The sequence below is a fragment of the Microbacterium sp. K27 genome (assembly GCF_004794435.1).
Lineage (GTDB): Bacteria > Actinomycetota > Actinomycetes > Actinomycetales > Microbacteriaceae > Microbacterium > Microbacterium maritypicum_A.
The window spans coordinates 55156-76575 of record NZ_SSDK01000043.1 but is presented as its reverse complement, the minus strand read 5'-3'; the positions used below and the strand labels follow the sequence as shown (position 1 = coordinate 76575).

20 protein-coding genes and 1 tRNA gene are annotated in these 21420 nt (G+C 67.6%); 16 read left to right on the top strand and 5 right to left on the bottom strand.

The features are described 5' to 3' along the window. The first annotated feature begins 58 nt into the window (after window positions 1–58). From DW307_RS14015 to DW307_RS13965, 11 genes are all read left to right on the top strand, one after another. Window positions 59–132, top strand: a tRNA-Pro gene (locus DW307_RS14015). A gap of 63 nt (window positions 133–195) precedes the next feature. Continuing rightward, window positions 196–1701 (top strand): trigger factor, encoded by a 1506-nt coding sequence (tig, locus tag DW307_RS14010; protein ID WP_136025012.1) that lies wholly within the window; start codon window positions 196–198, stop codon window positions 1699–1701. Window positions 1702–1771: 70 nt separating this feature from the next. After that, a complete protein-coding gene (locus tag DW307_RS14005; protein WP_021201512.1) occupies window positions 1772–2266 on the top strand; it encodes a tetratricopeptide repeat protein in 495 nt (164 codons plus the stop codon). Between the two features lie 81 nt (window positions 2267–2347). Then, window positions 2348–2944: an ATP-dependent Clp protease proteolytic subunit gene (locus DW307_RS14000; protein WP_017830295.1), complete on the top strand. Its 597-nt coding sequence runs from the start codon at window positions 2348–2350 to the stop codon at window positions 2942–2944. Window positions 2945–2964: 20 nt separating this feature from the next. Further along, window positions 2965–3606, top strand: a complete 642-nt coding sequence (locus tag DW307_RS13995) for an ATP-dependent Clp protease proteolytic subunit (protein WP_021201511.1) — start codon at window positions 2965–2967, stop codon at window positions 3604–3606. 152 nt (window positions 3607–3758) lie between these two features. Then, complete coding sequence (locus tag DW307_RS13990) at window positions 3759–4694, top strand: sugar-binding transcriptional regulator (RefSeq protein ID WP_021201510.1); 936 nt, start codon at window positions 3759–3761, stop codon at window positions 4692–4694. After that, on the top strand, window positions 4691–5692 hold the full coding sequence (deoC, locus tag DW307_RS13985; RefSeq protein ID WP_029258199.1) for a deoxyribose-phosphate aldolase: 1002 nt from the start codon (window positions 4691–4693) through the stop codon (window positions 5690–5692). The genes DW307_RS13990 and deoC overlap by 4 nt, the downstream gene beginning before the upstream one ends. A gap of 13 nt (window positions 5693–5705) precedes the next feature. Further along, the gene (locus DW307_RS13980) at window positions 5706–7148 is read left to right on the top strand and encodes an aldehyde dehydrogenase family protein (RefSeq protein WP_021201508.1); all 1443 of its coding nucleotides are present in this window, start codon (window positions 5706–5708) and stop codon (window positions 7146–7148) included. Continuing rightward, window positions 7145–7996, top strand: coding sequence for an aldehyde dehydrogenase family protein (locus tag DW307_RS13975; protein WP_136025011.1), 852 nt, complete (start codon window positions 7145–7147; stop codon window positions 7994–7996). The genes DW307_RS13980 and DW307_RS13975 overlap by 4 nt, the downstream gene beginning before the upstream one ends. Window positions 7997–8173: 177 nt before the next feature. Beyond that, on the top strand, window positions 8174–9442 hold the full coding sequence (gene clpX / locus DW307_RS13970) for an ATP-dependent Clp protease ATP-binding subunit ClpX (RefSeq protein ID WP_021201506.1): 1269 nt from the start codon (window positions 8174–8176) through the stop codon (window positions 9440–9442). Further along, a complete protein-coding gene (locus tag DW307_RS13965; protein ID WP_136025010.1) occupies window positions 9439–9993 on the top strand; it encodes an NUDIX hydrolase in 555 nt (184 codons plus the stop codon). Before clpX ends, DW307_RS13965 begins: the two co-directional genes overlap by 4 nt. Before the next feature lie 13 nt (window positions 9994–10006). Here DW307_RS13965 and DW307_RS13960 read toward each other — a convergent pair whose 3' ends face one another. From DW307_RS13960 to DW307_RS13950, 3 genes are read right to left on the bottom strand one after another with little or no spacing between them, the layout of a single operon-like run. After that, complete coding sequence (locus DW307_RS13960) at window positions 10007–10504, bottom strand: GyrI-like domain-containing protein (RefSeq protein ID WP_136025009.1); 498 nt, start codon at window positions 10502–10504, stop codon at window positions 10007–10009. A gap of 4 nt (window positions 10505–10508) precedes the next feature. After that, window positions 10509–12575: a M3 family metallopeptidase gene (locus tag DW307_RS13955; protein WP_136025008.1), complete on the bottom strand. Its 2067-nt coding sequence runs from the start codon at window positions 12573–12575 to the stop codon at window positions 10509–10511. 32 nt (window positions 12576–12607) lie between these two features. Then, window positions 12608–13525 (bottom strand): LysR family transcriptional regulator, encoded by a 918-nt coding sequence (locus DW307_RS13950; RefSeq protein ID WP_029258194.1) that lies wholly within the window; start codon window positions 13523–13525, stop codon window positions 12608–12610. A gap of 82 nt (window positions 13526–13607) precedes the next feature. Here DW307_RS13950 and tdh point away from each other — a divergent pair, with 82 nt between their 5' ends. The 4 genes from tdh to DW307_RS13930 all read left to right on the top strand — a co-directional run bounded on the left by tdh (window position 13608) and on the right by DW307_RS13930 (window position 16777). Then, window positions 13608–14651 (top strand): L-threonine 3-dehydrogenase, encoded by a 1044-nt coding sequence (gene tdh, locus DW307_RS13945; protein ID WP_136025065.1) that lies wholly within the window; start codon window positions 13608–13610, stop codon window positions 14649–14651. Further along, window positions 14651–15829, top strand: coding sequence for a glycine C-acetyltransferase (locus tag DW307_RS13940; RefSeq protein ID WP_021201500.1), 1179 nt, complete (start codon window positions 14651–14653; stop codon window positions 15827–15829). Before tdh ends, DW307_RS13940 begins: the two co-directional genes overlap by 1 nt. A 109-nt stretch (window positions 15830–15938) precedes the next feature. Beyond that, entirely contained in the window at window positions 15939–16562 is a 624-nt protein-coding gene (locus DW307_RS13935) for an ArsR/SmtB family transcription factor (RefSeq protein WP_029258191.1), read from the top strand. Next, a complete protein-coding gene (locus DW307_RS13930; protein WP_136025007.1) occupies window positions 16559–16777 on the top strand; it encodes a hypothetical protein in 219 nt (72 codons plus the stop codon). Before DW307_RS13935 ends, DW307_RS13930 begins: the two co-directional genes overlap by 4 nt. A 25-nt stretch (window positions 16778–16802) precedes the next feature. Here the strand turns inward: DW307_RS13930 and DW307_RS13925 are convergent, their stop codons facing one another. Together DW307_RS13925 and valS are read right to left on the bottom strand one after the other, a co-directional pair. Next, complete coding sequence (locus DW307_RS13925) at window positions 16803–17018, bottom strand: hypothetical protein (protein ID WP_136025006.1); 216 nt, start codon at window positions 17016–17018, stop codon at window positions 16803–16805. Further along, window positions 17018–19633 (bottom strand): valine--tRNA ligase, encoded by a 2616-nt coding sequence (valS, locus tag DW307_RS13920; protein ID WP_136025005.1) that lies wholly within the window; start codon window positions 19631–19633, stop codon window positions 17018–17020. The genes DW307_RS13925 and valS overlap by 1 nt, the downstream gene beginning before the upstream one ends. Window positions 19634–19802: 169 nt before the next feature. Between valS and DW307_RS13915 the strand changes: the two genes are divergently transcribed. After that, entirely contained in the window at window positions 19803–21413 is a 1611-nt protein-coding gene (locus tag DW307_RS13915; protein ID WP_136025004.1) for an ABC transporter substrate-binding protein, read from the top strand. Window positions 21414–21420: the final 7 nt, after the last annotated feature.

Sequence of the window (21420 nt, the reverse complement as noted above, 5' to 3'; positions counted from 1 at the left end):
TCTGGCTCATGCTCCGGTCCGTTAGACTCGGTGGGGCTGAATCCGCGTGCGGATTCCCCGGGGCGTAGCTCAGTTTGGTAGAGCGCCCGCTTTGGGAGCGGGAGGTCGCAGGTTCAACTCCTGTCGCCCCGACACGGCCCCCACGGACCTTACAGCCGCGAATCGAAGCGGAAATCACAAGGAGAACACACCAGCATGGCGAACAGCACCGTCGAGAAGCTGACCCCGACCCGGGTCAAGCTCACCATCACGGTCACCCCGGACGACCTCAAGCCCAGCATCGCTCACGCGTACGAGCACATCGCTCAGGACGTGCAGATCCCCGGCTTCCGCAAGGGCAAGGTCCCGGCTCCGATCATCGACCAGCGCATCGGTCGTGGCGCCGTCATCGAGCACGCCGTCAACGAGGGCCTGGACAAGTTCTTCCGCGAGGCGACGGTCGAGCACAAGCTGCGCGTCGTCGGCCGTCCGGCTGCCGACATCACGCAGTGGCCGAACGAGAAGGACTTCTCGGGTGACCTGCTCGTCGACATCGAGGTGGATGTCCGCCCCGAGATCGAGCTGCCCTCCTACGACGGCATCACCGTGACGGTCGACGCCGTCGAGGCCGATGACGCCGCGCTCGACGCCGAGCTCGACAACATGCGCGCGCGCTTCGGCACGCTGGTCCCGGTCGACCGTCCGGCCGCCAAGGGCGACTTCGTCGAGCTCGACCTCGTCGCGACGATCGACGGTGCCGAGATCGACCGCGCCGAGGGCGTCTCCTACGAGATCGGCTCCGGCGAGCTGCTCGAGGGCATCGACGACGCGATCGAGTCGCTCACCGCCGGTGAGGACACCACCTTCCGCTCCGCTCTCGTCGGTGGCGACCACGCCGGCTCCGAGGCCGAGGTCTCCGTGACCGTCAAGGCCGTCAAGGAGCGCGAGCTCCCCGAGGCCGACGACGACTTCGCGCAGATCGCGAGCGAGTTCGACACGATCGCCGAGCTCCGCGAGAGCCTGGCCGAGCGCGTCGCTCAGCAGGGCGTCTTCACGCAGGGCTCCGCCGCGCGCGACAAGCTCGTCGAGGTGCTGCTCGAGCAGATCGAGATCCCCGTTCCGCCGCAGCTCATCGAGGACGAGGTGCACAACCACCTCGAGGGCGAAGGCCGTCTCGAGGACGAGGTGCACCGCGCCGAGGTCACCGAGGCGAGCGAGAAGCAGTTCCGCACGCAGGTGCTGCTCGACACGATCGCCGAGCAGGCCGATGTGCAGGTCTCGCAGGAAGAGCTCAGCCAGTACCTCATCCAGTCGGCTGCGCAGTACGGCATGGCTCCGCAGGAGTTCGTCGAGGCGCTGCAATCCTCGAACCAGCTCCCGGCGCTCGTCGGAGAGGTCGCGCGCAACAAGGCCCTCGCGATCGCGCTCGGCAAGGTGAAGGTCGTCGACAGCAACGGCAAGGCCGTCGATCTGTCCGACTTCATCGTCACCGACGACGAGGCGGAGTCCACCGACGCCGAGTCCGCCGAGGCCGAGGAGAAGCCGGCCAAGAAGGCTCCGGCCAAGAAGCCCGCCGCCAAGAAGGCTCCGGCCAAGAAGGCCGATGACGCTGACGAGGCCGAGAAGCCGGCTGCCAAGAAGCCCGCCGCCAAGAAGGCCCCGGCGGAGAAGGCTCCGGCCAAGAAGGCTCCGGCGAAGAAGGCGGCCGACAAGGCCGAGTGATCGGACACGATCCAGTGAAGAGGGCGGGTGCTGCGGCATCCGCCCTCTTTTCCATCCAGGGAGGGCAATCATGAAGACGTGGGATGAGCGCATCGACGAGGTGTGGGACGACGCGACGGGTGAGGAGGTCGGTGACGACACCATCGCCCGCATCGACGCCCTCGCCGCCGAGCGCGGAGCAGGTGACGCCCGCGCCGAGTTCGAACGCGCGGGCGCGCGGGATTCCGCGGGAAGGCCCGCGGAAGCCATCGTTCTGTATCGGCGCGCGCTGGCATTGGGGTTGGATGCTGAGCATCGCCCGCAATGCGTGATCCAGATGGCGAGCTCGCTGCGGAATCTGGGCGAATACGACGAGGCCCTCGCCGTGATCCGCGCCGAGGAGCAGCTGTCGGCCGACGGTCCCTACCGTGACGCCATCGCGTGCGTGCATGCCCTCATCCTCGCGAGCGCGGGGCGACCAGCGCAGGGTCTCTCGGTGGCGCTGCTCGCCCTGGTCCCGCATCTGCCGCGCTACCACCGGTCGATGACGGCGTATGCCCGCGAGATCGCGGACGCCGACACCTGATATGCCGACGGCGAACACGGCCTGGGTGCCGCGTTGTCGCCGGTAGATTCGAATCACTGAAACACGGAATCAGGAGCTGACATGGCTGCAGAACCCCTCCTCGCAACGAGCGTCTTCGACAGGTTGCTGAAGGACCGCATCATCTGGCTGGGGTCGGAGGTGCGCGACGAGAACGCGAACGAGATCTGCGCGAAGATCCTTCTTCTCGCCGCAGAAGACTCCGAGCGAGACATCTACCTCTACGTGAACTCGCCCGGCGGTTCGATCACCGCGGGCATGGCGATCTACGACACGATGCAGTTCGTGCCGAACGACATCGTCACGGTCGGCATCGGAATGGCCGCATCGATGGGTCAGCTGCTGCTGACCGCCGGCACCAAGGGCAAGCGCTACATCACGCCCAACGCCCGGGTGCTGCTGCACCAGCCGCACGGCGGCTTCGGCGGCACGTCGAGCGACATCCAGACCCAGGCGCAGCTCATCATGTCGATGAAGAACCGCCTCGCGGAGATCACGGCGGCGCAGACCGGCAAGTCGGTCGAGCAGATCAACGCCGATGGTGACCGCGACCGCTGGTTCACCGCCGAGGAAGCCCTCGAGTACGGCTTCGTCGACCACATCCGCGAATCGGCCTCCGACGTCATCGGCGGCGGCGGAACCGACCAGGACACCGAGTAACGGAAAGCGAAAGGACGCTCATGTACACACCCACCTTCCGCTCAGCCGGTGACCTGCCTTCCAGCCGCTACGTGCTCCCGCAGTTCGAGGAGCGCACCGCCTACGGATTCAAGCGCCAGGACCCGTACAACAAGCTGTTCGAAGACCGCGTGATCTTCCTGGGCGTGCAGGTCGACGACGCGTCGGCCGACGATGTCATGGCGCAGCTCCTCGTCCTGGAGAGCCAGGATGCCGAGCGCGACATCACCATGTACATCAACTCGCCCGGTGGCTCGTTCACCGCTATGACGGCGATCTACGACACGATGCAGTACGTCGCGCCGCAGATCCAGACCGTCGTGCTCGGCCAGGCGGCCTCCGCTGCGGCCGTGCTGCTCGCGGCCGGCGCGCCGGGCAAGCGCCTCGCGCTCCCGAACGCCCGCGTGCTGATCCACCAGCCCGCGATGGGTGAGGCGGGCCACGGCCAGGCCTCCGACATCGAGATCCAGGCCGCGGAGATCCTCCGCATGCGGACCTGGCTCGAGGAGACCCTCGCCGGCCACACGAAGCGCACGCCGGAGCAGGTGAACCGCGACATCGATCGCGACAACATCCTCTCCGCCGCACAGGCGCTGGAGTACGGCATCGTCGACCAGGTCCTCACGACGCGCAAGCGCGTCTGATCCGATCGATCCCGAAGGGCGTCCGTCATCACGACGGGCGCCCTTCGTCGTACCCGGCGGATGTGCAGAGCCCCCACGCTCGATTGCGCATATGAGCATCATGATGCGCGAACGCTGATGAGGGCCTACTCTGGGAGAGGAAGGAGGATGCCGTGGAAGAAGATCTGCTCATGGTTCGCGTCGCCGAGCTGTACTACGACGAGGACAAGACCCAGGACGAGATCGGCGGACTCCTCAAGATCTCCCGCTGGAAGGTCGGCCGCCTGCTGACGCAGGCTCGTGAACGCGGCATCGTGCGCATCGAGATCGTGCATCCCCGCGCCCGCAGGCTCGGCCTCGAGCGACTTCTGGTCGACCGATTCGGACTGACGGACGCCGTCGTCGTGCCGGCCCCGGAGGGCGATGACGGCACGCTCGAGCGGGTGGCGCAGGCCGCCGCCGACTTCCTGACCGCACTGCGGCCGGTGCCCCGCACGCTCGGGGTGAGCTGGGGGCGTACGCTCCGCGCCGTCGCCGAGGCGCTCCCGGATGGATGGGCGAACGGCGTGACGGTCGTGCAGCTCAACGGGGGAGTGAGCCTGAATCGGCGCTCCGGCGGGGCGGCAGGCCTCGCTGTCACGATCGCTCAGCGCGCGTCTGGCCAGGTCTCGCTGCTGCCGAGCCCGGCCATCCTCGAGCGTGTGGAGACGAAGCAGGCGATCGAGTCCGACCGCACCGTCGCTGCCGTGCTCGAAGAAGCAGCGGAGGCGCAGGCATTCCTGTTCACCGCAGGGCCGTGCGACGCTTCATCCGCGCACGTCGAGAACGGCTACCTCAGCGCTGAAGACGTGGAAGAGCTCGCGCGTCGTGGCGCCGTCGGAGACGTTCTCGGCCGCTACGTCGACGCCGAGGGGAACATCGTCGACTCGCAGCTCGATGCGCGAACGGTCGGCGTCTCGCTCGATCGTCTGCGCGGAGCCGCCCGCGCGATCTTCGTCACGGCGGGCCCCGCCAAGCACGACATCGCACGAACCGTGGTCACCAGCGGCCTGTGCGGTGTTCTGGTGACCGATGAGACCACAGCACGAGCATTGTTGGAGGAACAGTGACGACCAAAGAACTCAGCCGCAGGACGGCGGTGGACGTTCTGGGCGGAGAGCCCGACGACGCCACCCTCCGACGTTTCCTGCACGGACTCCCCGGTGTGGATGCCGTCGGTCTCGAGCAGCGCGCTGCCGGGCTCGGCACCCGCTCCATCAAGACCACCTCGAAGGCGTGGGCCCTCGACACGATCATCAAGCTGATCGACCTCACGACGCTCGAGGGTGCGGACACCCCCGGCAAGGTGCGCTCGCTCGTCGCCAAGGCGAAGACCCCCGACGCCGCAGACCCCTCGACTCCACGGGTCGCCGCGGTCTGCGTCTATGGCGACATGGTCGGCGACGCCGTCGCCGCGCTCGGCGGCCTGCACGGCGACCCCGACGACGGAATGATCTCCGTCGCTGCGGTGGCCACGGCGTTCCCGAGCGGGCGCTCGTCTCTCGCGATCAAGCTCGCCGACACCGCTGAGGCGGTCGCCGCCGGAGCCGACGAGATCGACATGGTCATCGACCGTGGGGCGTTCCTCTCCGGCCGCTACGGCCTCGTGTTCGACCAGATCGCCCAGGTCAAGGAAGCATGCCGCCGCGAGGACGGTTCGTACGCCTCGCTCAAGGTGATCCTGGAGACCGGCGAGCTGAACACGTACGACAACATCAAGCGCGCCTCGTGGCTGGGCATCCTGGCGGGAGGGGACTTCATCAAGACCTCGACCGGAAAGGTGCAGCCCGCCGCGACGCTTCCGACGACTCTTCTCATGCTGGAGACCGTGCGTGACTGGCACCGCGGCACCGGCGAGAAGATCGGCGTGAAGCCGGCCGGTGGCATCCGCTCCTCGAAGGACGCGGTGAAGTACCTCGTGACCGTCGCCGAGACAGTGGGCGAGGAGTGGCTGCAGCCGCACCTCTTCCGGTTCGGCGCATCCAGCCTCCTCAACGATGTGCTCCTGCAGCGTCAGAAGCTCAGCTCCGGCCACTACTCGGGCCCCGACTACGTCACGATCGACTGACGGGAAGACGAACATGTCATTTCTGGAATACGCTCCCGCACCGGAGTCCACCGCGATCCTGAACCTCAAGGACAGCTACGGCCTGTTCATCGACGGCGAGTTCGTCGACGGATCCGGCACCCCGTTCCACACGATCTCGCCGGCGACGGAGAAGCACATCGCAGAGATCGCCTCGGCCAGCGACGAGGATGTCGACCGCGCGGTCGCCGCCGCCCGTCGTGCCTACGAGAAGACCTGGTCGAAGATGAGCGGTCGCGACCGCGGGAAGTACCTCTTCCGCATCGCCCGCCTCGTGCAGGAGCGCGCTCGCGAGCTCGCCGTCGCCGAGAGCCTCGACAACGGCAAGCCGATCAAGGAGAGCCGTGACGTCGACGTGCCGCTCGTCGCCTCCTGGTTCTTCTACTACGCGGGCTGGGCGGACAAGCTCGACCATGCGGGTCTCGGCGCCGACCCCCGCGCGCTGGGCGTCGCCGGTCAGATCATCCCCTGGAACTTCCCTCTGCTGATGCTGGCCTGGAAGATCGCCCCCGCACTCGCCGCAGGCAACACTGTCGTGCTCAAGCCTGCAGAGACCACGCCCCTCACGGCGCTGATCTTCGCGGAGATCCTGCAGCAGGCCGACCTGCCGGCGGGTGTCGTCAACATCGTGACGGGTGCCGGAGCCACCGGTTCCACCCTCGTGCGCCACCCCGACGTCGACAAGGTCGCCTTCACCGGTTCGACCGGTGTCGGCCGTGACATCGCACGGGCCGTGGCAGGCACCCACAAGAAGCTGACGCTGGAGCTCGGCGGGAAAGCGGCGAACATCGTGTTCGACGACGCCCCCATCGACCAGGCGGTCGAAGGTATCGTGAACGGGATCTTCTTCAACCAGGGCCACGTGTGCTGCGCCGGCAGCCGTCTGCTCGTGCAGGAGTCGATCCACGACGAGGTCGTCGACAGGCTCAAGACGCGTCTGTCGACCCTGCGTCTGGGCGACCCCCTCGACAAGAACACCGACATCGGTGCGATCAACTCCGCCGCGCAGCTGGCCCGTATCCGCGAGCTCAGCGACATCGGCGAGGCCGAGGGCGCCGAGCGCTGGACCGCCGACTGCGCCATTCCGGAGCAGGGCTTCTGGTTCGCACCCACCATCTTCACCGGTGTCGAGGCATCGCATCGCATTGCCCGCGACGAGGTCTTCGGCCCGGTGCTCTCGGTGCTCACCTTCCGCACGCCCGCCGAGGCGATCGCGAAGGCGAACAACACGCCCTACGGTCTCTCCGCCGGGATCTGGTCCGACAAGGGATCGCGCATCCTCGCTGTGGCCGACCGCCTGCGTGCCGGCGTGATCTGGGCCAACACCTTCAACCGCTTCGACCCGTCGAGCCCGTTCGGCGGGTACAAGGAGTCCGGATTCGGCCGCGAGGGCGGTCGCCAGGGTCTCACCGCCTACCTCAAGGGAGCCGCAGCATGAGCAAGCGACTGACTGTTCCGAAGACGTACAAGCTGGCGATCGGCGGGGCCTTCCCGCGGAGCGAGTCCGGCCGCACGTACGAGGTGCGCACGCCGAAGGGGGCCTTCCTCGCGAACGCCGCGAAGGGCTCCCGCAAGGACGCCCGCGACGCCGTGGTCGCCGCCCGATCCGCCGTCAAGGGCTGGTCCGGTGCGACCGCCTACAACCGCGGCCAGGTCTTGTACCGCGTCGCGGAGGTGCTGGAGGGGCGTCGTGCGCAGTTCATCGACGAGATCGCGGCTCAGGAGGGCGTGTCGTCCGCGGCCGCGGCCTCGCAGGTCGACGAAGCTATCGACCTCTGGGTCTGGTACGCCGGATGGTGCGACAAGTACGCACAGGTGGCGGGCAACGCGAACCCCGTGTCGGGGCCGTACTTCAACATCTCCGTGCCGGAGCCGACCGGTGTCGTGGCGATCGTCGCCCCGCAGGACTCGGCGCTGCTCGGTCTGGTGTCGGTCGTGGCTCCGGCTCTGGTCGCCGGGAACACGGTTGTGGTCGTCGCGAGCGAGCAGCACCCGCTCTCGGCCATCAGCCTCGCCGAGGTCCTCGCCACCAGCGACGTCCCGGGCGGAGTCGTGAACGTGCTGACGGGTTCGCCTGCGGAGATCGCTCCGTGGCTGGCTTCGCACCAGGACGTGAACGCTCTCGACCTGGCCGGAGCCGGCGCTCTCGACTGGGTCGACATGCAGATCGCCGCGGCGGAGACGCTCAAGCGGGTGCTCCCCCCCGGAGACGTCGTCGCCTCGCCGGAGCGGATCGGCGCCTTCACAGAGGTGAAGACCGTCTGGCACACCAAGAGCATGGTCTGACCGTCCTGACGACCTCATGAAGGGGGTCGGGAGCCTTCGCCCACGACCGGGCAGCTGAAGGCTCCCGGCCCCTTCATCGTTTCGCGATCCGATGTCGAATGCCCTCAATGCGGCCCGGTGTCGTATGCAGAGGTTAGGCTCGAAGAACGATCTCTGATCCCCCCTAGGAGGACGCGCATGGCCCGCATCGGTGAAAGCGCTGACCTGTTCAAATGCTCTTTCTGCGGAAAGAGTCAGAAGCAGGTCCAGCAGCTCATCGCCGGCCCCGGCGTGTACATCTGCGACGAGTGCGTCGAGCTGTGCAACGAGATCATCGAAGAGCGGATGGCCGAGTCGTCCGCAGACGGGGTCGCCGAGTTCGAGCTCCCGAAGCCGCGTGAGATCTTCGCCTTCCTCGAGGAGTACGTGGTCGGGCAGGAGCCCGCCAAGCGCGCTCTCGCCGTCGCCGTCTACAACCACTACAAGCGGGTGCGGGCACACGGCACCCTGCAGACGGCCGAGCAGAAGGCCGAAGAGGTCGAGATCGCCAAGAGCAACATCCTGCTCATCGGGCCGACCGGCTGCGGCAAGACCTACCTCGCGCAGACGCTCGCGAAGCGTCTCAACGTCCCCTTCGCGGTCGCCGACGCCACGGCGCTGACCGAGGCCGGCTACGTCGGAGAAGACGTCGAGAACATCCTCCTCAAGCTCATCCAGGCCGCGGACTACGACGTCAAGCGCGCCGAGCAGGGCATCATCTACATCGACGAGGTCGACAAGATCGCCCGCAAGGCCGAGAACCCGTCGATCACCCGCGACGTCTCGGGCGAGGGCGTGCAGCAGGCCCTCCTGAAGATCATCGAGGGCACGGTCGCCTCGGTCCCTCCGCAGGGCGGTCGCAAGCACCCGCATCAGGAGTTCCTGCAGATCGATACGTCCAACGTGCTGTTCATCGTCGCCGGGGCCTTCGCCGGTCTCGAAGACATCGTGTCGGCGCGCGTCGGCAAGCACGGCATCGGCTTCGGTGCCCCGCTGCACGACAAGGGCAAGGACCTCGACCTGTTCAGCGAGGTGCTCCCGGAAGACCTGCACAAGTTCGGGCTGATCCCCGAGTTCATCGGGCGTCTGCCGGTCGTCACCAATGTGTCGCCGCTCGACCAGGATGCACTGATCGACATCCTCACCGGGCCGCGCAATGCGCTGGTGAAGCAGTACCAGCGCATGTTCGAGATCGACGGCGTGCAGCTCGAGTTCGAAGAAGATGCGCTGCGATCCATCGCCGACCTGGCCGTCGAACGCAAGACCGGTGCCCGTGGACTCCGGGCGATCCTGGAGGACGTGCTCGGACCCATCATGTTCGAGATCCCGTCGGCGGAAGACGTCGCCAAGGTCATCGTCACCCGTGCAGCCGTCGATGAAGGCGCACCGCCCACTATCGTGATGGAGCGCAAGCGCAAGAGCGCATGAGCGCGGAGCCGGTTCCCTGGAAGACGGTGGCGAGGAAGACTCTCGTCGCCGACCGATGGATCCGACTGCATGAGGACAGCTGCGAAGACGTGAGCGGGCGCTCGATAGCCCCGTACTACGTGCTGGAGTACGGCGACTGGATCTCGGTCCTCGCCCTCGACCGGAACGACGATGCCATCCTGGTGGAGGAATATCGGCACGGTGCCCGCGTCGTGGCGCTCGGCACGATCGGCGGGGGAGTAGAGCCTGGCGAGGCTCCGGAGGATGCGGCCGCCCGCGAACTCCTGGAGGAGACCGGCTTCGTGGCAGATGAGCTCGTCGACCTCGGTGCGACGTGGGCGAACTTCGGCAACCACACCAACCGCGTGCATCACTTCCTCGCTCGCGGATGCACGCGCATCGCGGAGCAGTCGCTCGACGACAGCGAGTCGATCGCCGTGCACGTGCTGTCACTGGACGGACTCGGCGACCGCCTCTCGCAGAGCTACCACCAGCTCACCTGGTACAAAGCGATGGAGCAGCTCGGACGATGCGTCCCGCCGATCCCGTAGACGTCTGATGACCTCAGGCGGTCGGCATGACGAGATCGGTGCGCAGCTCTGACGGGGTGGTGCTCGGGTCGGACACGTAGATCTCGATCCAGACGCCGCCGGGACGGAGCCCCTGGGCGCCTGCACGCTCGACGAGACCACCCCAGGCGCCGCCGAGCTCCTCGTAGGAGCCGAACAGGGTCGTCGCGACCGCAGGGCCCGCGGGCAGCCTTGAGGCGACGATGACGCGCCCGCTGGCCGTGGGGATCGGGTTCTCCGGGGGAGTCTGCACGGGGAAGCCGAGTTCGAGGTCGAAGACGTCCATCGGATCTCCGTGATAGATCGCGAGCGCGGGGCCGGTCGGGACCAGCACGTCTCCGGCGAAGGTGAGCGCGATCGCCGAGTAGCCGGCGTCGAATGCCTCCTGGATGTCGGCCAGACGGATGCCGTTGTGGCGGATCACCGCGAGGGGGACGGTGTCGAGGTCGAGGCGGTCCGCGGGACCGAATGGGGACTCAGGGAATGCGTTCATGCGCTCAGAGTCTCACGACTCCGTCGCCCAGTCCACGGCGCTTCAGGAGCGGTTCGATCTCGGCATCGCGGCCACGGAAGTCGCGGTAGGCGTCGAGCGGATCCTTCGAGCCGCCCACCCCGAGCAGACGCCGACGGAACCGGTCGCCGTTGCCCCGGGTGAGGCCGCCGTTCGTGCGGAACCACTCGACCGTGTCGGCGTCGAGCACCTCGCTCCAGATGTACGAGTAGTAGCCCGCGCTGTACCCGCCGGAGAAGACGTGGGCGAAGTACGTCGACGAGTACCGTGTCGGGACGGCAGGGTCGTCCAGGCCGATGTCCGCCAATGCGGCAGCCTCGAACGCGGCGACGTCGGTGACCTGCACGTCGGTGCCGAGGCGATGCCAGGCCTGATCCAACCAGGCCGCCGCCAGATACTCGCTGGTGGCATGCCCCTGGTCGAACGTCTCGGTCGCTCGCAGGCGCTCCACGATCGCGGGGTCGAGCGGCGCACCGGTCTCGTGGTGGCGTGCGTAGTTGTCGAGCACCTCAGGCCACAGGATCCACATCTCGTTGACCTGGCTCGGGAACTCCACGAAGTCGCGGAACACATTCGTCCCGGCGAAGTGTGGGTAGGTCACGGTCGCGAAGAGTCCGTGCAGCGCATGCCCGAACTCGTGGAACAGCGTGGTCACCTCATCGAGAGTCAGCAACGTCGGCTCGCCATCTCCCGGAAGCGGCACGTTCAGGTTGTTGACGACGACGGGAGCCGTGCCGCGCAGGCGCGATTGGCTCACGATCGCGTTCATCCACGCGCCGCCACGCTTCGAGTCCCGGGTGTACAGATCGAGCACGTGCAGGCCGACCGCGGTGCCGTCCTCATCGCGCACCTCGAACACGCGTGCGCCGGGATGGTACGCGGCGAGGTCGTCTCGCTCGGAGAAGGTGACGCCGTAGAGTCGGGTCGCCGCGAAGAAGACACCTTCCTGCAGGACGCGCTCTGCCTCGAACCAGGGGCGCAGCGCACTGGAGTCGATGTCGTACCTGGCTGTACGCACTCGTTCGGTGTAGAAAGCCCAGTCATGCGCCTCGACCGGGAAGGGTGCTGCCTCGATCTCGTCGACGATCGCCTGGAGGGCCGCGTGCTCGGCACGGGCGTTGCGCGCGGACGGGGCTGCGAGGCGACGGAGCATCTCTTCGACGGCATCCGGAGTTCCAGCGGTCTCGTCGGCGGTGATGTAGGCGGCGTGCGAGTCGTAGCCGAGCAGTGTGGCGCGTTCCGCCCGCAACCGCACGATCTCGAGGAGCACCCCTCGGTTGTCGTTGGCATTGTCCCGGGATCCGCGCGCGAGCGAGGCGGCCATGATGCGCCGCCTCGACTCCCGTACGCGCAGCTGTGCCAGTGCAGGATGCCCGGTGAAGAGCGGCAGGGTGATCAGGTACCTGCCGTCGAGGCCCCTGTCCGCTGCCGCGCGCGCGGCGGCGGACAGCTCTCCCGCGCTCAGCCCGTCGAGCTCGTCGGCGGTGTCGAAGACCACGGCGAGGTCGTTGGTGTCGTTCAGGAGGTTGCGTTCGAACGTGTTCGTCAGCGTCGAGAGCTTCTGGTTCAGTGCGGTCAGCTGCGCCTTGGCCTCGTCGTCGAGACCCGCACCCGCGTGGGTCATCTCGCGGTGGTGGCGCTCCACCAGGTAGCGCTGCTCAGGGTCGAGATCCAGGGAGTCACGCTGGTCGTACACGTGCTGCACCCGCCAGTAGAGCTGGCCGTCGAGCGTGATCGCGTCCTGATGCGCGGCCATGAGCGGTGCCAGCTGCTCATCGATCGCCTGGATCTCGGGCGTCGCATCGGCCGAACTCACGGTATAGAAGGTGTGCGCCACGCGGTCGAGGAGCTCGCCGGATCGTTCCAGCGCCTCAAGCGTGTTCTCGAACGTCGGCATCGAGCGCACCATGGTGATGCGCGCGATCTCGCGACGCTGCTCCTCGAAACCCGCCTGGAACGCGGGGAGGTAGTGCTCGGGCCGGATCGCGCCGTAGTCCGGGAGGCCGTAGGGGAGCGTCGACGGCTGCAGCAGCGGATTCGTGGCGTCGGTCATCTTCCGAGCCTATCCACCCCGGCTGTCCAGGCTCAGGAACCGTCCTCGCTCAGGCGCGTCATCACTCCGCGCAGCGCTTCCACCACCACGCGGACCGATCGACGACGCAGGGTCTCCGGGCGGGCGAGCAGATCGATCATCCGGTGCGTGCTCACCCCCTCGAGCGGGATCCGCACGATCTCGCGATCATCGACGCTCCGTGAGGTGAAGCGCGGCAGCATCCCGATCACCCCACCTGCCGCCACGACCGCCGACACCGCGCCGTAGTCGTTGATGCGGTGCTGGATGTCGACAGGGTGGTGGGCTACGGCCGACACCGCACGAAGGACATCGTCGGGGGAGTAGCCGATGCGACTGGTGACCCATCTCTGTCCTGCGACGTCGGCCGGAGTGAGGCTGGCGCGGCCGGCGAGAGGGTGGGAGATCGAGACGGCGACATCGAGGGGCTCACGTATGAGGGTGAGACTGCGCACGCCTTGCGTGGGCCAGGGGTCGGAGTGCTCCATGCGGTGCGCGAGCACGAGGTCGTAGCGGGCGGTGAGCGCGGGGAACTCGCTCTGCGCGACATCCTCGTCGGTGAGCTGGACCGTCGGCGCATCCTCTGCGGACGCCAGTACCCGCACCAGTGCGCCGAACAGGGCCTGCCCGACGCTGTGGAATCCGCTGATGCTCACGACTCCCGTCGCGGCTCCCTCGAACTCGTCGAGGGCATGCCGTGCTGCGGCCATCGCGTCGATCGCCTCGGCGCCGGCCGTCGCCAGCACTTCACCGGCGGGCGTGAGGGCGAGGGTCCGGCCGATCCGGCGTGTCAGCGGTGTCGGAACACCCCTCTGCAGGGCTGCGAGTTGCTGGGACACCGCAGACGGAGTGACTCTGAGCGCGTCGGCCACGGCGGTCACGCTGCCGAGGGCGCCGAGCTCCCTCAGGATCTGCAGTTGATGGAGTTCCACGACCACAGTGTAGCTCTCGCTACATCGACGGTGCAGACGATGCCGATTGTTCTACAACGTCAGGTGCGGTGTGATCGAGATCATGAAGGCACTGTTCAAAGCCGCAGCCGGTGCGGGACTCGAGCTCGTCGAGCGCCCCGACCCGACCGCCGGAACTGACGACGTCGTCATCCGCGTGCTGCGCACGGGGATCTGCGGCACCGATCTGCACATCCTCCGCTGGGACGAATGGGCGGCGTCCGCGATCGCCGCACCGCTGATCCCCGGTCACGAGTTCTACGGGGAGGTCGTGGAGGTCGGCCCTGGCGTGCGCGACATCGCCGTCGGCGATCGGGTCTCCGGCGAAGGACACATCGTCTGCGGCACCTGTCGCAACTGTCGAGCGGGTCGCCGCCAGATGTGCATCCGCACGATCGGTCTCGGTCTGCAGCGCGACGGCGCCTTCGCGGAGTACCTCGTGCTGCCCGCGGCGAACGTCTGGGTCCATCACTCGGAAGTGACCCCCGAGCTGGGGGCCATCTTCGATCCCCTGGGCAATGCCGTGCACACAGCGCTCACCTACCCACTCGTCGGAGAGGACGTGCTCGTCACCGGCTGCGGACCCATCGGGCTGATGGCGATCGCCGTCGCCCGGCATGCGGGAGCACGGTTCATCACGGCGACGGACGTCAGCGCGCCGCGTCTGGAGATGGCCCGCCGGATGGGCGCCGACGAGGTCGTCGACGTCTCGGTCCGCGACATTCGCGAAGCGCAACAGGCGCTCGGCATGCGGGAGGGCTTCGACATCGGATTCGAGATGAGCGGTGCGCCGTCGGCCCTCCCCGCCATGATCGACAACATGAACCACGGCGGCCGCATCGCGATGCTGGGTCTGCCGAGCGCGGGATTCGGCATCGACTGGGGCAAGCTCGTTACCCACATGCTCACGATCAAGGGCATCTACGGGCGCGAGATGTTCGAGACGTGGAACGCGATGGGGGCGATGCTGCAGACCAGCGCGACCCTGCGGGACGCCATCGGCCGCGTGATCGCGGAGGTCGTCCCCGTTCGCGACTGGGAACGCGGATTCGCCGCGGCCGAGTCTGCGGGAACAGGCAAGATCATCCTCGATTGGACGGAGCTGTGATGTACGGGACTTTTCAGAAGCATGTGTCGGATGAGCTGGCGGGCATCGAGGAGGCCGGGCTCACCAAGCATGAGCGCGGCATCCGCGGCCCCCAGAACGCGGAGATCACCGCCGATGGCGCAGAGGTGCTGAACTTCTGCGCCAACAACTACCTCGGGCTCGCCGATGACCCGCGCATCCTCGATGCGGCGACGACGGCACTGCAGGAATGGGGCTATGGACTTGCGAGCGTGCGCTTCATCTGCGGCACCCAGGAGCAGCACCTCGAGCTGGAGCGTCGGCTCGCCGACTTCCTCGGCACGGACGAAGCCATCCTGTACTCGTCATGCTTCGACGCGAATGGCGGCGTGTTCGAGACGCTCTTCTCCGCCGAGGACGCCATCATCTCGGACGAGCTGAACCATGCGTCGATCATCGACGGGATCCGGCTCTCGAAGGCGCAGAGGCTTCGCTATCGAAACCGCGACATGAGCGATCTCGAAGAGCAGCTGAAGGCGGCGGAGAAGGCCCGATTCCGGGTGATCGTGACGGACGGCGTGTTCTCGATGGACGGGTACATCGCGCCGCTCGCCGAGATCTGCGACTTGGCCGAGCGCTACGACGCACTGGTCTTCGTCGACGACTCGCATGCCGTCGGCTTCGTGGGGGAGAACGGTCGGGGGACGCCGGAGCTGTGCGGGGTCGCCGATCGCGTCGACATCTACACCGGGACGTTCGGCAAGGCGCTGGGCGGTGCATCGGGCGGGTACGTCGCCTCGCACGCCGAGATCGTGGCCCTGCTGCGTCAGCGCTCTCGTCCCTATCTGTTCTCGAACACACTCGCTCCCGCGATCGTGGCCGGAACCCTGACCGCCCTCGACCTTGTCGAGGGGTCCGCCGACCTTCGTGCGCGCCTGCGCCGCAATGCCTCCCTGTTCCGCGAGCGCATGACCGCCGAGGGATTCGACCTGCTCCCCGGGGAGCACCCCATCGTGCCCGTCATGTTCGGCGATGCGGCGAAGACGGCGAGGATCGCCAGGGAGATGCAGGAGCGCGGCGTGTACGTGACCGCATTCAGCTTCCCCGTCGTGCCGCGCGGGCTGGCGCGGATCCGCGTGCAGCTGTCGGCGGCTCACACACCCGAGCAGGTCGAGCGCTGCGTGGAGGCCTTCGTCGCCGCACGCGCTGTCGTCGACTGACCCTGTAACTGACCCTGCGACGGGCCCTGCACCTGACCCTGCGACAGAACCGGGGCTAGTTGCAAAGATACCCTTGCAAAGAAATCTTTGCAAGGGTATCTTTGCATGCATGACGAACGAGACGCAGGTCAGGACTCTCGATGCCAGCGCCCTGAAGGCGCTGGCGCACCCGCTCCGGGTGAAGATCTTCGACATCCTCGCCGCGCGCGGTCCGCAGACCGCCAGTTCGCTCGCTGCACTCGTAGGGGAGACATCGGGGTCGACCAGCTATCACCTCCGCGCGTTGGCTGCTCACGATCTCATCCGCGAAGTCGAGGGGCGGGGCACGGCGCGTGAGCGGTGGTGGGAACGGCCCAAGGGGCGCATCGACGTGCCCGGTCCTGACGAGATGACTTCGCCGTCGAATCGGGCGGCTGCCCAGATCGTGACGTCGGAGTTCTTCCGTCTGCGGCACGAGACCTTGATGTCGTACCTCAACCGACCCCAGTCCGAGGTCCCGGAGGCGTGGCGCGATGTGGGGATCACCATCACCACGCACCTCGATATGACGCCGGAGCAGGCCATGTCGCTCCGCGAGGAGCTCGAGACCATCGTCGAGAGGGCCATCGAGCGCTACCGGGGCCAGACCGGACCCGATGTGCGACGCGTCTCGCTCCGCACCGAACTCTTCGACCTGCCGACGCCGCAGCACGCGACGCACGGATCCGGCGACGACATCCTGGAGGAATCATGACCAGCGCGACGCTTCACCTGGTGGCTCCGACGCAGACCGAACGCGGGCTGCTGCGACTCGCCGACCATCTCACCGCGTACGTCGAGCACCGCATCTCCCGACGTGCCGAGCGACGTGAGATCGCCCTCGACCTGCTGCGCGAGCAGCAGACCCGCAGGCAGGATCCGCGCGCCGTCGATCACGCACTCGCACAGCTCGGCCTGACGCGGCGCTGAGGCGTAGCGCGGTCCCGGCCGGGACTCAGTCCTGGAAGGGACGGGCGACGATCTCGCCGGTCGCGGGCTGGAAGACCTCCCAGCCCGCGTCGAGCTCCGCGATCGCGCGACCCTCCAGCCACGTGAGCGTCCAGTGGCCCGTGAGGCCCCGGGACTCGACCTCGGCGATCGCCGGCCGGAGGGATGCCGGGACGGAGGCCGGAGCCTCGGACCCGGCCGCCCAGCGCGTGCCCAGCTGCATCAGGAGGCCTCGACCGGGGCGAGCTCGATCGCGGTGACCGCGAACGCCTCGGCCTCGGTGAACTCGAGCTCGGCGATGCGGCCGACGGCGCGGAGGTCATCGGCTGCGGCACGGAGGGCATCGAGCTTCGCTGCGGGGGCGGCGATCGCCGCACGTGAGACCGGAGTCTTCTGCGAGGCCTTCGCCTCGGTCTTCGCGCGACGGATGCCGATCAGCGCCTCGCTGGCCGCGGCGAGCACGGCCGGGTCACCGTCGATACCGAGAGGCGTCGGCCACGCGGCGGTGTGCACGGACCCCTCCTCGAACCAGGACCACGACTCCTCTGCCGCGAAGGACAGCACGGGAGCCAGCAGGCGCAGCAGCGTCGACAGGGCCAGACGCAGCGAGAGCGCCGCGGATGCCTGCCCGACATCGGCCTGGTTGTAGGCGCGTTCCTTCACGAGCTCGAGGTAGTCGTCGCAGAACGTCCAGAAGAAGGCCTCGGTGAGCTCCAGAGCACGAGCGGCGTCATACCGCTCGAATGCCTTGGTCGCCTCGACCACGACGCCGTCGAGGGCTGTCAGCATCGACGCATCGAGGGCGTGCGTGACCTGTGCGCCGTCGGGCACGGGGAACGACAGCACGAACTTGGCGGCGTTGAGCACCTTGATGGCCAGACGACGGCCGATCTTCACCTGCGTGGGGTTCTGCGGGTCGAATGCCGCGTCCATGCCGAGGCGGCTCGATGCGGCCCAGTAACGCACCGCGTCCGAGCCGTGGGCGTCGAGCACGTCGGCCGGGGTGACCACGTTGCCCTTCGACTTCGACATCTTCTTGCGGTCGGGGTCGACGATGAAGCCCGAGATCGCGGCGTTGCGCCACGGCGTCCTGTCGTCTTCGAGCGTCGAACGCAGCATGGTGGAGAACAGCCAGGTGCGGATGATGTCCTGGCCCTGCGGGCGCAGGTCGAACGGAGCGGTGAGCTGCCACAGCTCCTCATCACGTTGCCAGCCGCCCGCGAGCTGCGGTGTGAGGGACGAGGTCGCCCAGGTGTCGAGGATGTCGGCCTCCGCGTCGAAGCCACCCGGTACGCCGCGCTGGTCCACGGTGTACCCGGCGGGCACGTCGGTGGTCGGATCGATCGGGAGCGACGCCGCATCCGGGGTGAGCACGCGGTCATAATCGCGCTCGCCGTTCTCGTCGAGGGCGTACCAGAGGGGGATCGGCACACCGAAGAAGCGCTGACGCGACACGAGCCAGTCGCCCGTGAGACCGCCCACCCAGTTCTCGTAGCGCACGCGCATGAATTCGGGGTGCCAGGAGAGTTCCTCGCCGTGGGCGATGAGCTTGTCGCGCAGTTCGCCGTCGCGGGCACCGTTGCGGATGTACCACTGGCGCGTGGAGACGATCTCGAGCGGACGGTCTCCCTTCTCGAAGAACTTCACGGCGTGGTTGAAGGGCTTGCCGACCGCGGTCATGTCGCCGGTCGCCTGCAGCTTCTCGACGATGGCCTTGCGCGCGCTGAAGACGGTCTTGCCCGCGATCTCCTCGGCGTACCAGGTCGCGGCCTCGGGATTCTCGACGGACGCCGGAGCCTCGGGCAGGAATCGCCCGTCCAGACCGATCGTGGTCATGTTCGGCAGGGACTCGTTTTCGGTGGTGCGCAGCTCGCGCCACCAGATGATGTCGGTCACATCGCCGAAGGTGCAGACCATCGCCGCTCCCGTGCCCTTGTCGGGCTGGGCGAGGTGGTGGCCGTGGATCTCGATCTCGGCGCCGAAGAAGGGGGTCTTCACCTTGGTGCCGATGAGGTGCTTGTGCGGCCCCTCCGGATGCGTCACGATCGCGATGCACGCGGGGAGCAGTTCCGGGCGGGTGGTGTCGATCGCGATCGATCCCGAGCCGTCCGCGAACGGGAACTCGATCGTGTGATACGCCGCCTGCTGGTCGCGGTCCTCGAGCTCGGCCTGCGCGATGGCGGAGCGGAAGTCGATGTCCCACAGGGTCGGAGCCAGCGCCTGGTAGGCCTCGCCGCGCTCGATGTTGCGCAGGAAAGCGAGCTGGCTCTGTCGGATGGTGTCGTCGGAGATGGTGCGGTAGGTCTGCGTCCAGTCCACGCTCAGTCCGAGCTGGCGGAACAGCGCCTCGAACTGCTTCTCGTCCTCGATGGTGAGGCGCTCGCAGAGCTCGATGAAGTTGCGGCGGCTGATGGGCTGCTGGTCGGCCGCGCGGCTCGACTTGTTGTCGCCGCCCTCGAAGGGAGGAGTGAAATCGGGGGTGTACGGGAGCGAGGGGTCGCACCGCACGCCGTAGTAGTTCTGCACCCGTCGCTCGGTCGGCAGGCCGTTGTCGTCCCAACCCATCGGGTAGAACACGGTCTTTCCGCGCATGCGCTCGAACCGGGCCTTCACATCGGTGTGCGTGTAGGAGAACACGTGCCCGATGTGCAGGCTGCCCGATGCCGTCGGAGGCGGGGTGTCGATCGAGTACACGCCCTCGCGGCCGGACTGCGCCGCGCGAAGACGGTCGAACAGGTACGTGCCCTGCTCGGCCCAGGCGGCGTCCCACTTCGCTTCGAGGCCTTCGAGTGCGGGCTTGTCGGGAATCTGGTTCTGCGACGGTTCGGAAGCAGGCATGAAGGTCTCCTCGAGCGATGTATGCGGCACTGTGTGAGCGTGCCTGAGTGTGGGTTGTGCCGAACAGTCTACCGAGCATCGGGGCATCGGCAGGCCGTCGCAGATCGACCCCGTCCAACAATCGGCCGTAGGATGGGATGTCCCGACCCGTTCGTCCAGAGGAACCGTCATGCCCGCAAGACCTGTGCGTCGTCTCCTGCCCTTCGCGGCGCTCGCCGCTGCCACTGCGCTGGTGCTCAGCGCATGCGCGGCTCCCGGCTCGGACGGCGAGGGCGGAGAGCTCGTGTGGTCCATCGAGGGCGCGAACCTCTCGGCCGGGCACATGGACCCGCAGGTGAGCCAGCTCGACGTCTCCGGCATGGTGCAGCGGGCGGTGCTCGACTCGCTGGTGTTCCAGGAGGCGGATGGAACGTTCAGCCCGTGGCTCGCGAAGAGCTGGGAGGTCTCGCCGGACAGCACGGAGTACACTTTCGTGCTCCGTGACGACGTGACCTTCACCGACGGCGAGAAGTTCGACGCCGCCGCGGTCAAGGCGAACTTCGACCGCATCGTCGATCCGGAGACGGCATCCGCGCAGGCGGCCAGCATGCTCGGCGCCGACTTCTACGAGGGCACCGAAGTCGTCGACGACTACACGGTCACGGTGACCTTCACGCAGCCGTACGCACCGTTCCTGCAGGCGGCGAGCACGCCGCAGCTCGGCTTCTACTCGCCGGCCGTCCTCGCGAAGTCCGCGGACAAGCTCAAGGCGGGGGGACCCGACGTCACCGTCGGTACCGGTCCGTTCGAGCTCACCGAGTACACGCCGGACCAGGAGATCGTGTACACCCGCAACGACGACTACGCGTGGGGTCCGCATGATGCGAAGGCCCCGAAGTTCGAGACGCTGCGTGTGGAGATCCAGCCGGAGGCCTCGGTCCGCACGGGCGTGGTGACGAGCGGGGAGGCCGACCTGGCCAGCAACATCCCGCCGAACCTCGCGAAGGATCTCGGCGACGGCATCACGGTCGATTCGATCGAGTATCCGGGTCTGCCGTACTCGCTGTACCTGAACGAGAAGTACGGGGTGTTCGCGGACGAGAAGGTGCGTCAGGCCTTCGCGCGCGGCATCGACATCGACGCGGCGGTGGAGGAGATCTACTTCGGCCAGTTCCCGCGCGCATGGAGCATCCTCGGCTCGACGACCCCGGGCTACGACGCGTCGCTCGAGGGCAGCTGGCCGTTCGACCAGGACGCCGCGAACGCGCTCCTCGACGAGGCGGGATGGACCGCACGCGACGCCGACGGCATCCGTACGAAGGACGGCAAGCGGCTCTCGGTGCGATGGATCGCCTGGACTCCCGTCCCGGATGACCGCGCCGCTCTCGCGAACGCGATCCAGTCCGACCTCAAGGAGATCGGGTTCGAGGTCCAGCGCGAGGTGCTCGAACCCGGGGCCTACAACGAGCAGTACGAGCCGAAGACCTTCGATCTGACGGACTGGGGCTTCTCCGGCGTCGACCCCGACCTGCTGCGCAGCCACCTGCACACCGACGGGTTCCAGAACGCGTCGCAGGTGAGCGATCCCGAGATCGACGCATTGCTGGAGAAGGCCGTCGCGACCAGCGACCAGGACGAGCGCAACGAGCTCTACACCCAGCTGCAGCAGTGGAACGCGACGTATACGGCGATCGTGCCGCTCTACAGCCCGTCGGCGATCACCGCCGTCGGCGATCGCGTCGAGGGGCTGCAGTACGACCTGTACGGTCGACCGCTGTTCTACGATGTGACCGTCGGCTGAGCCGCCG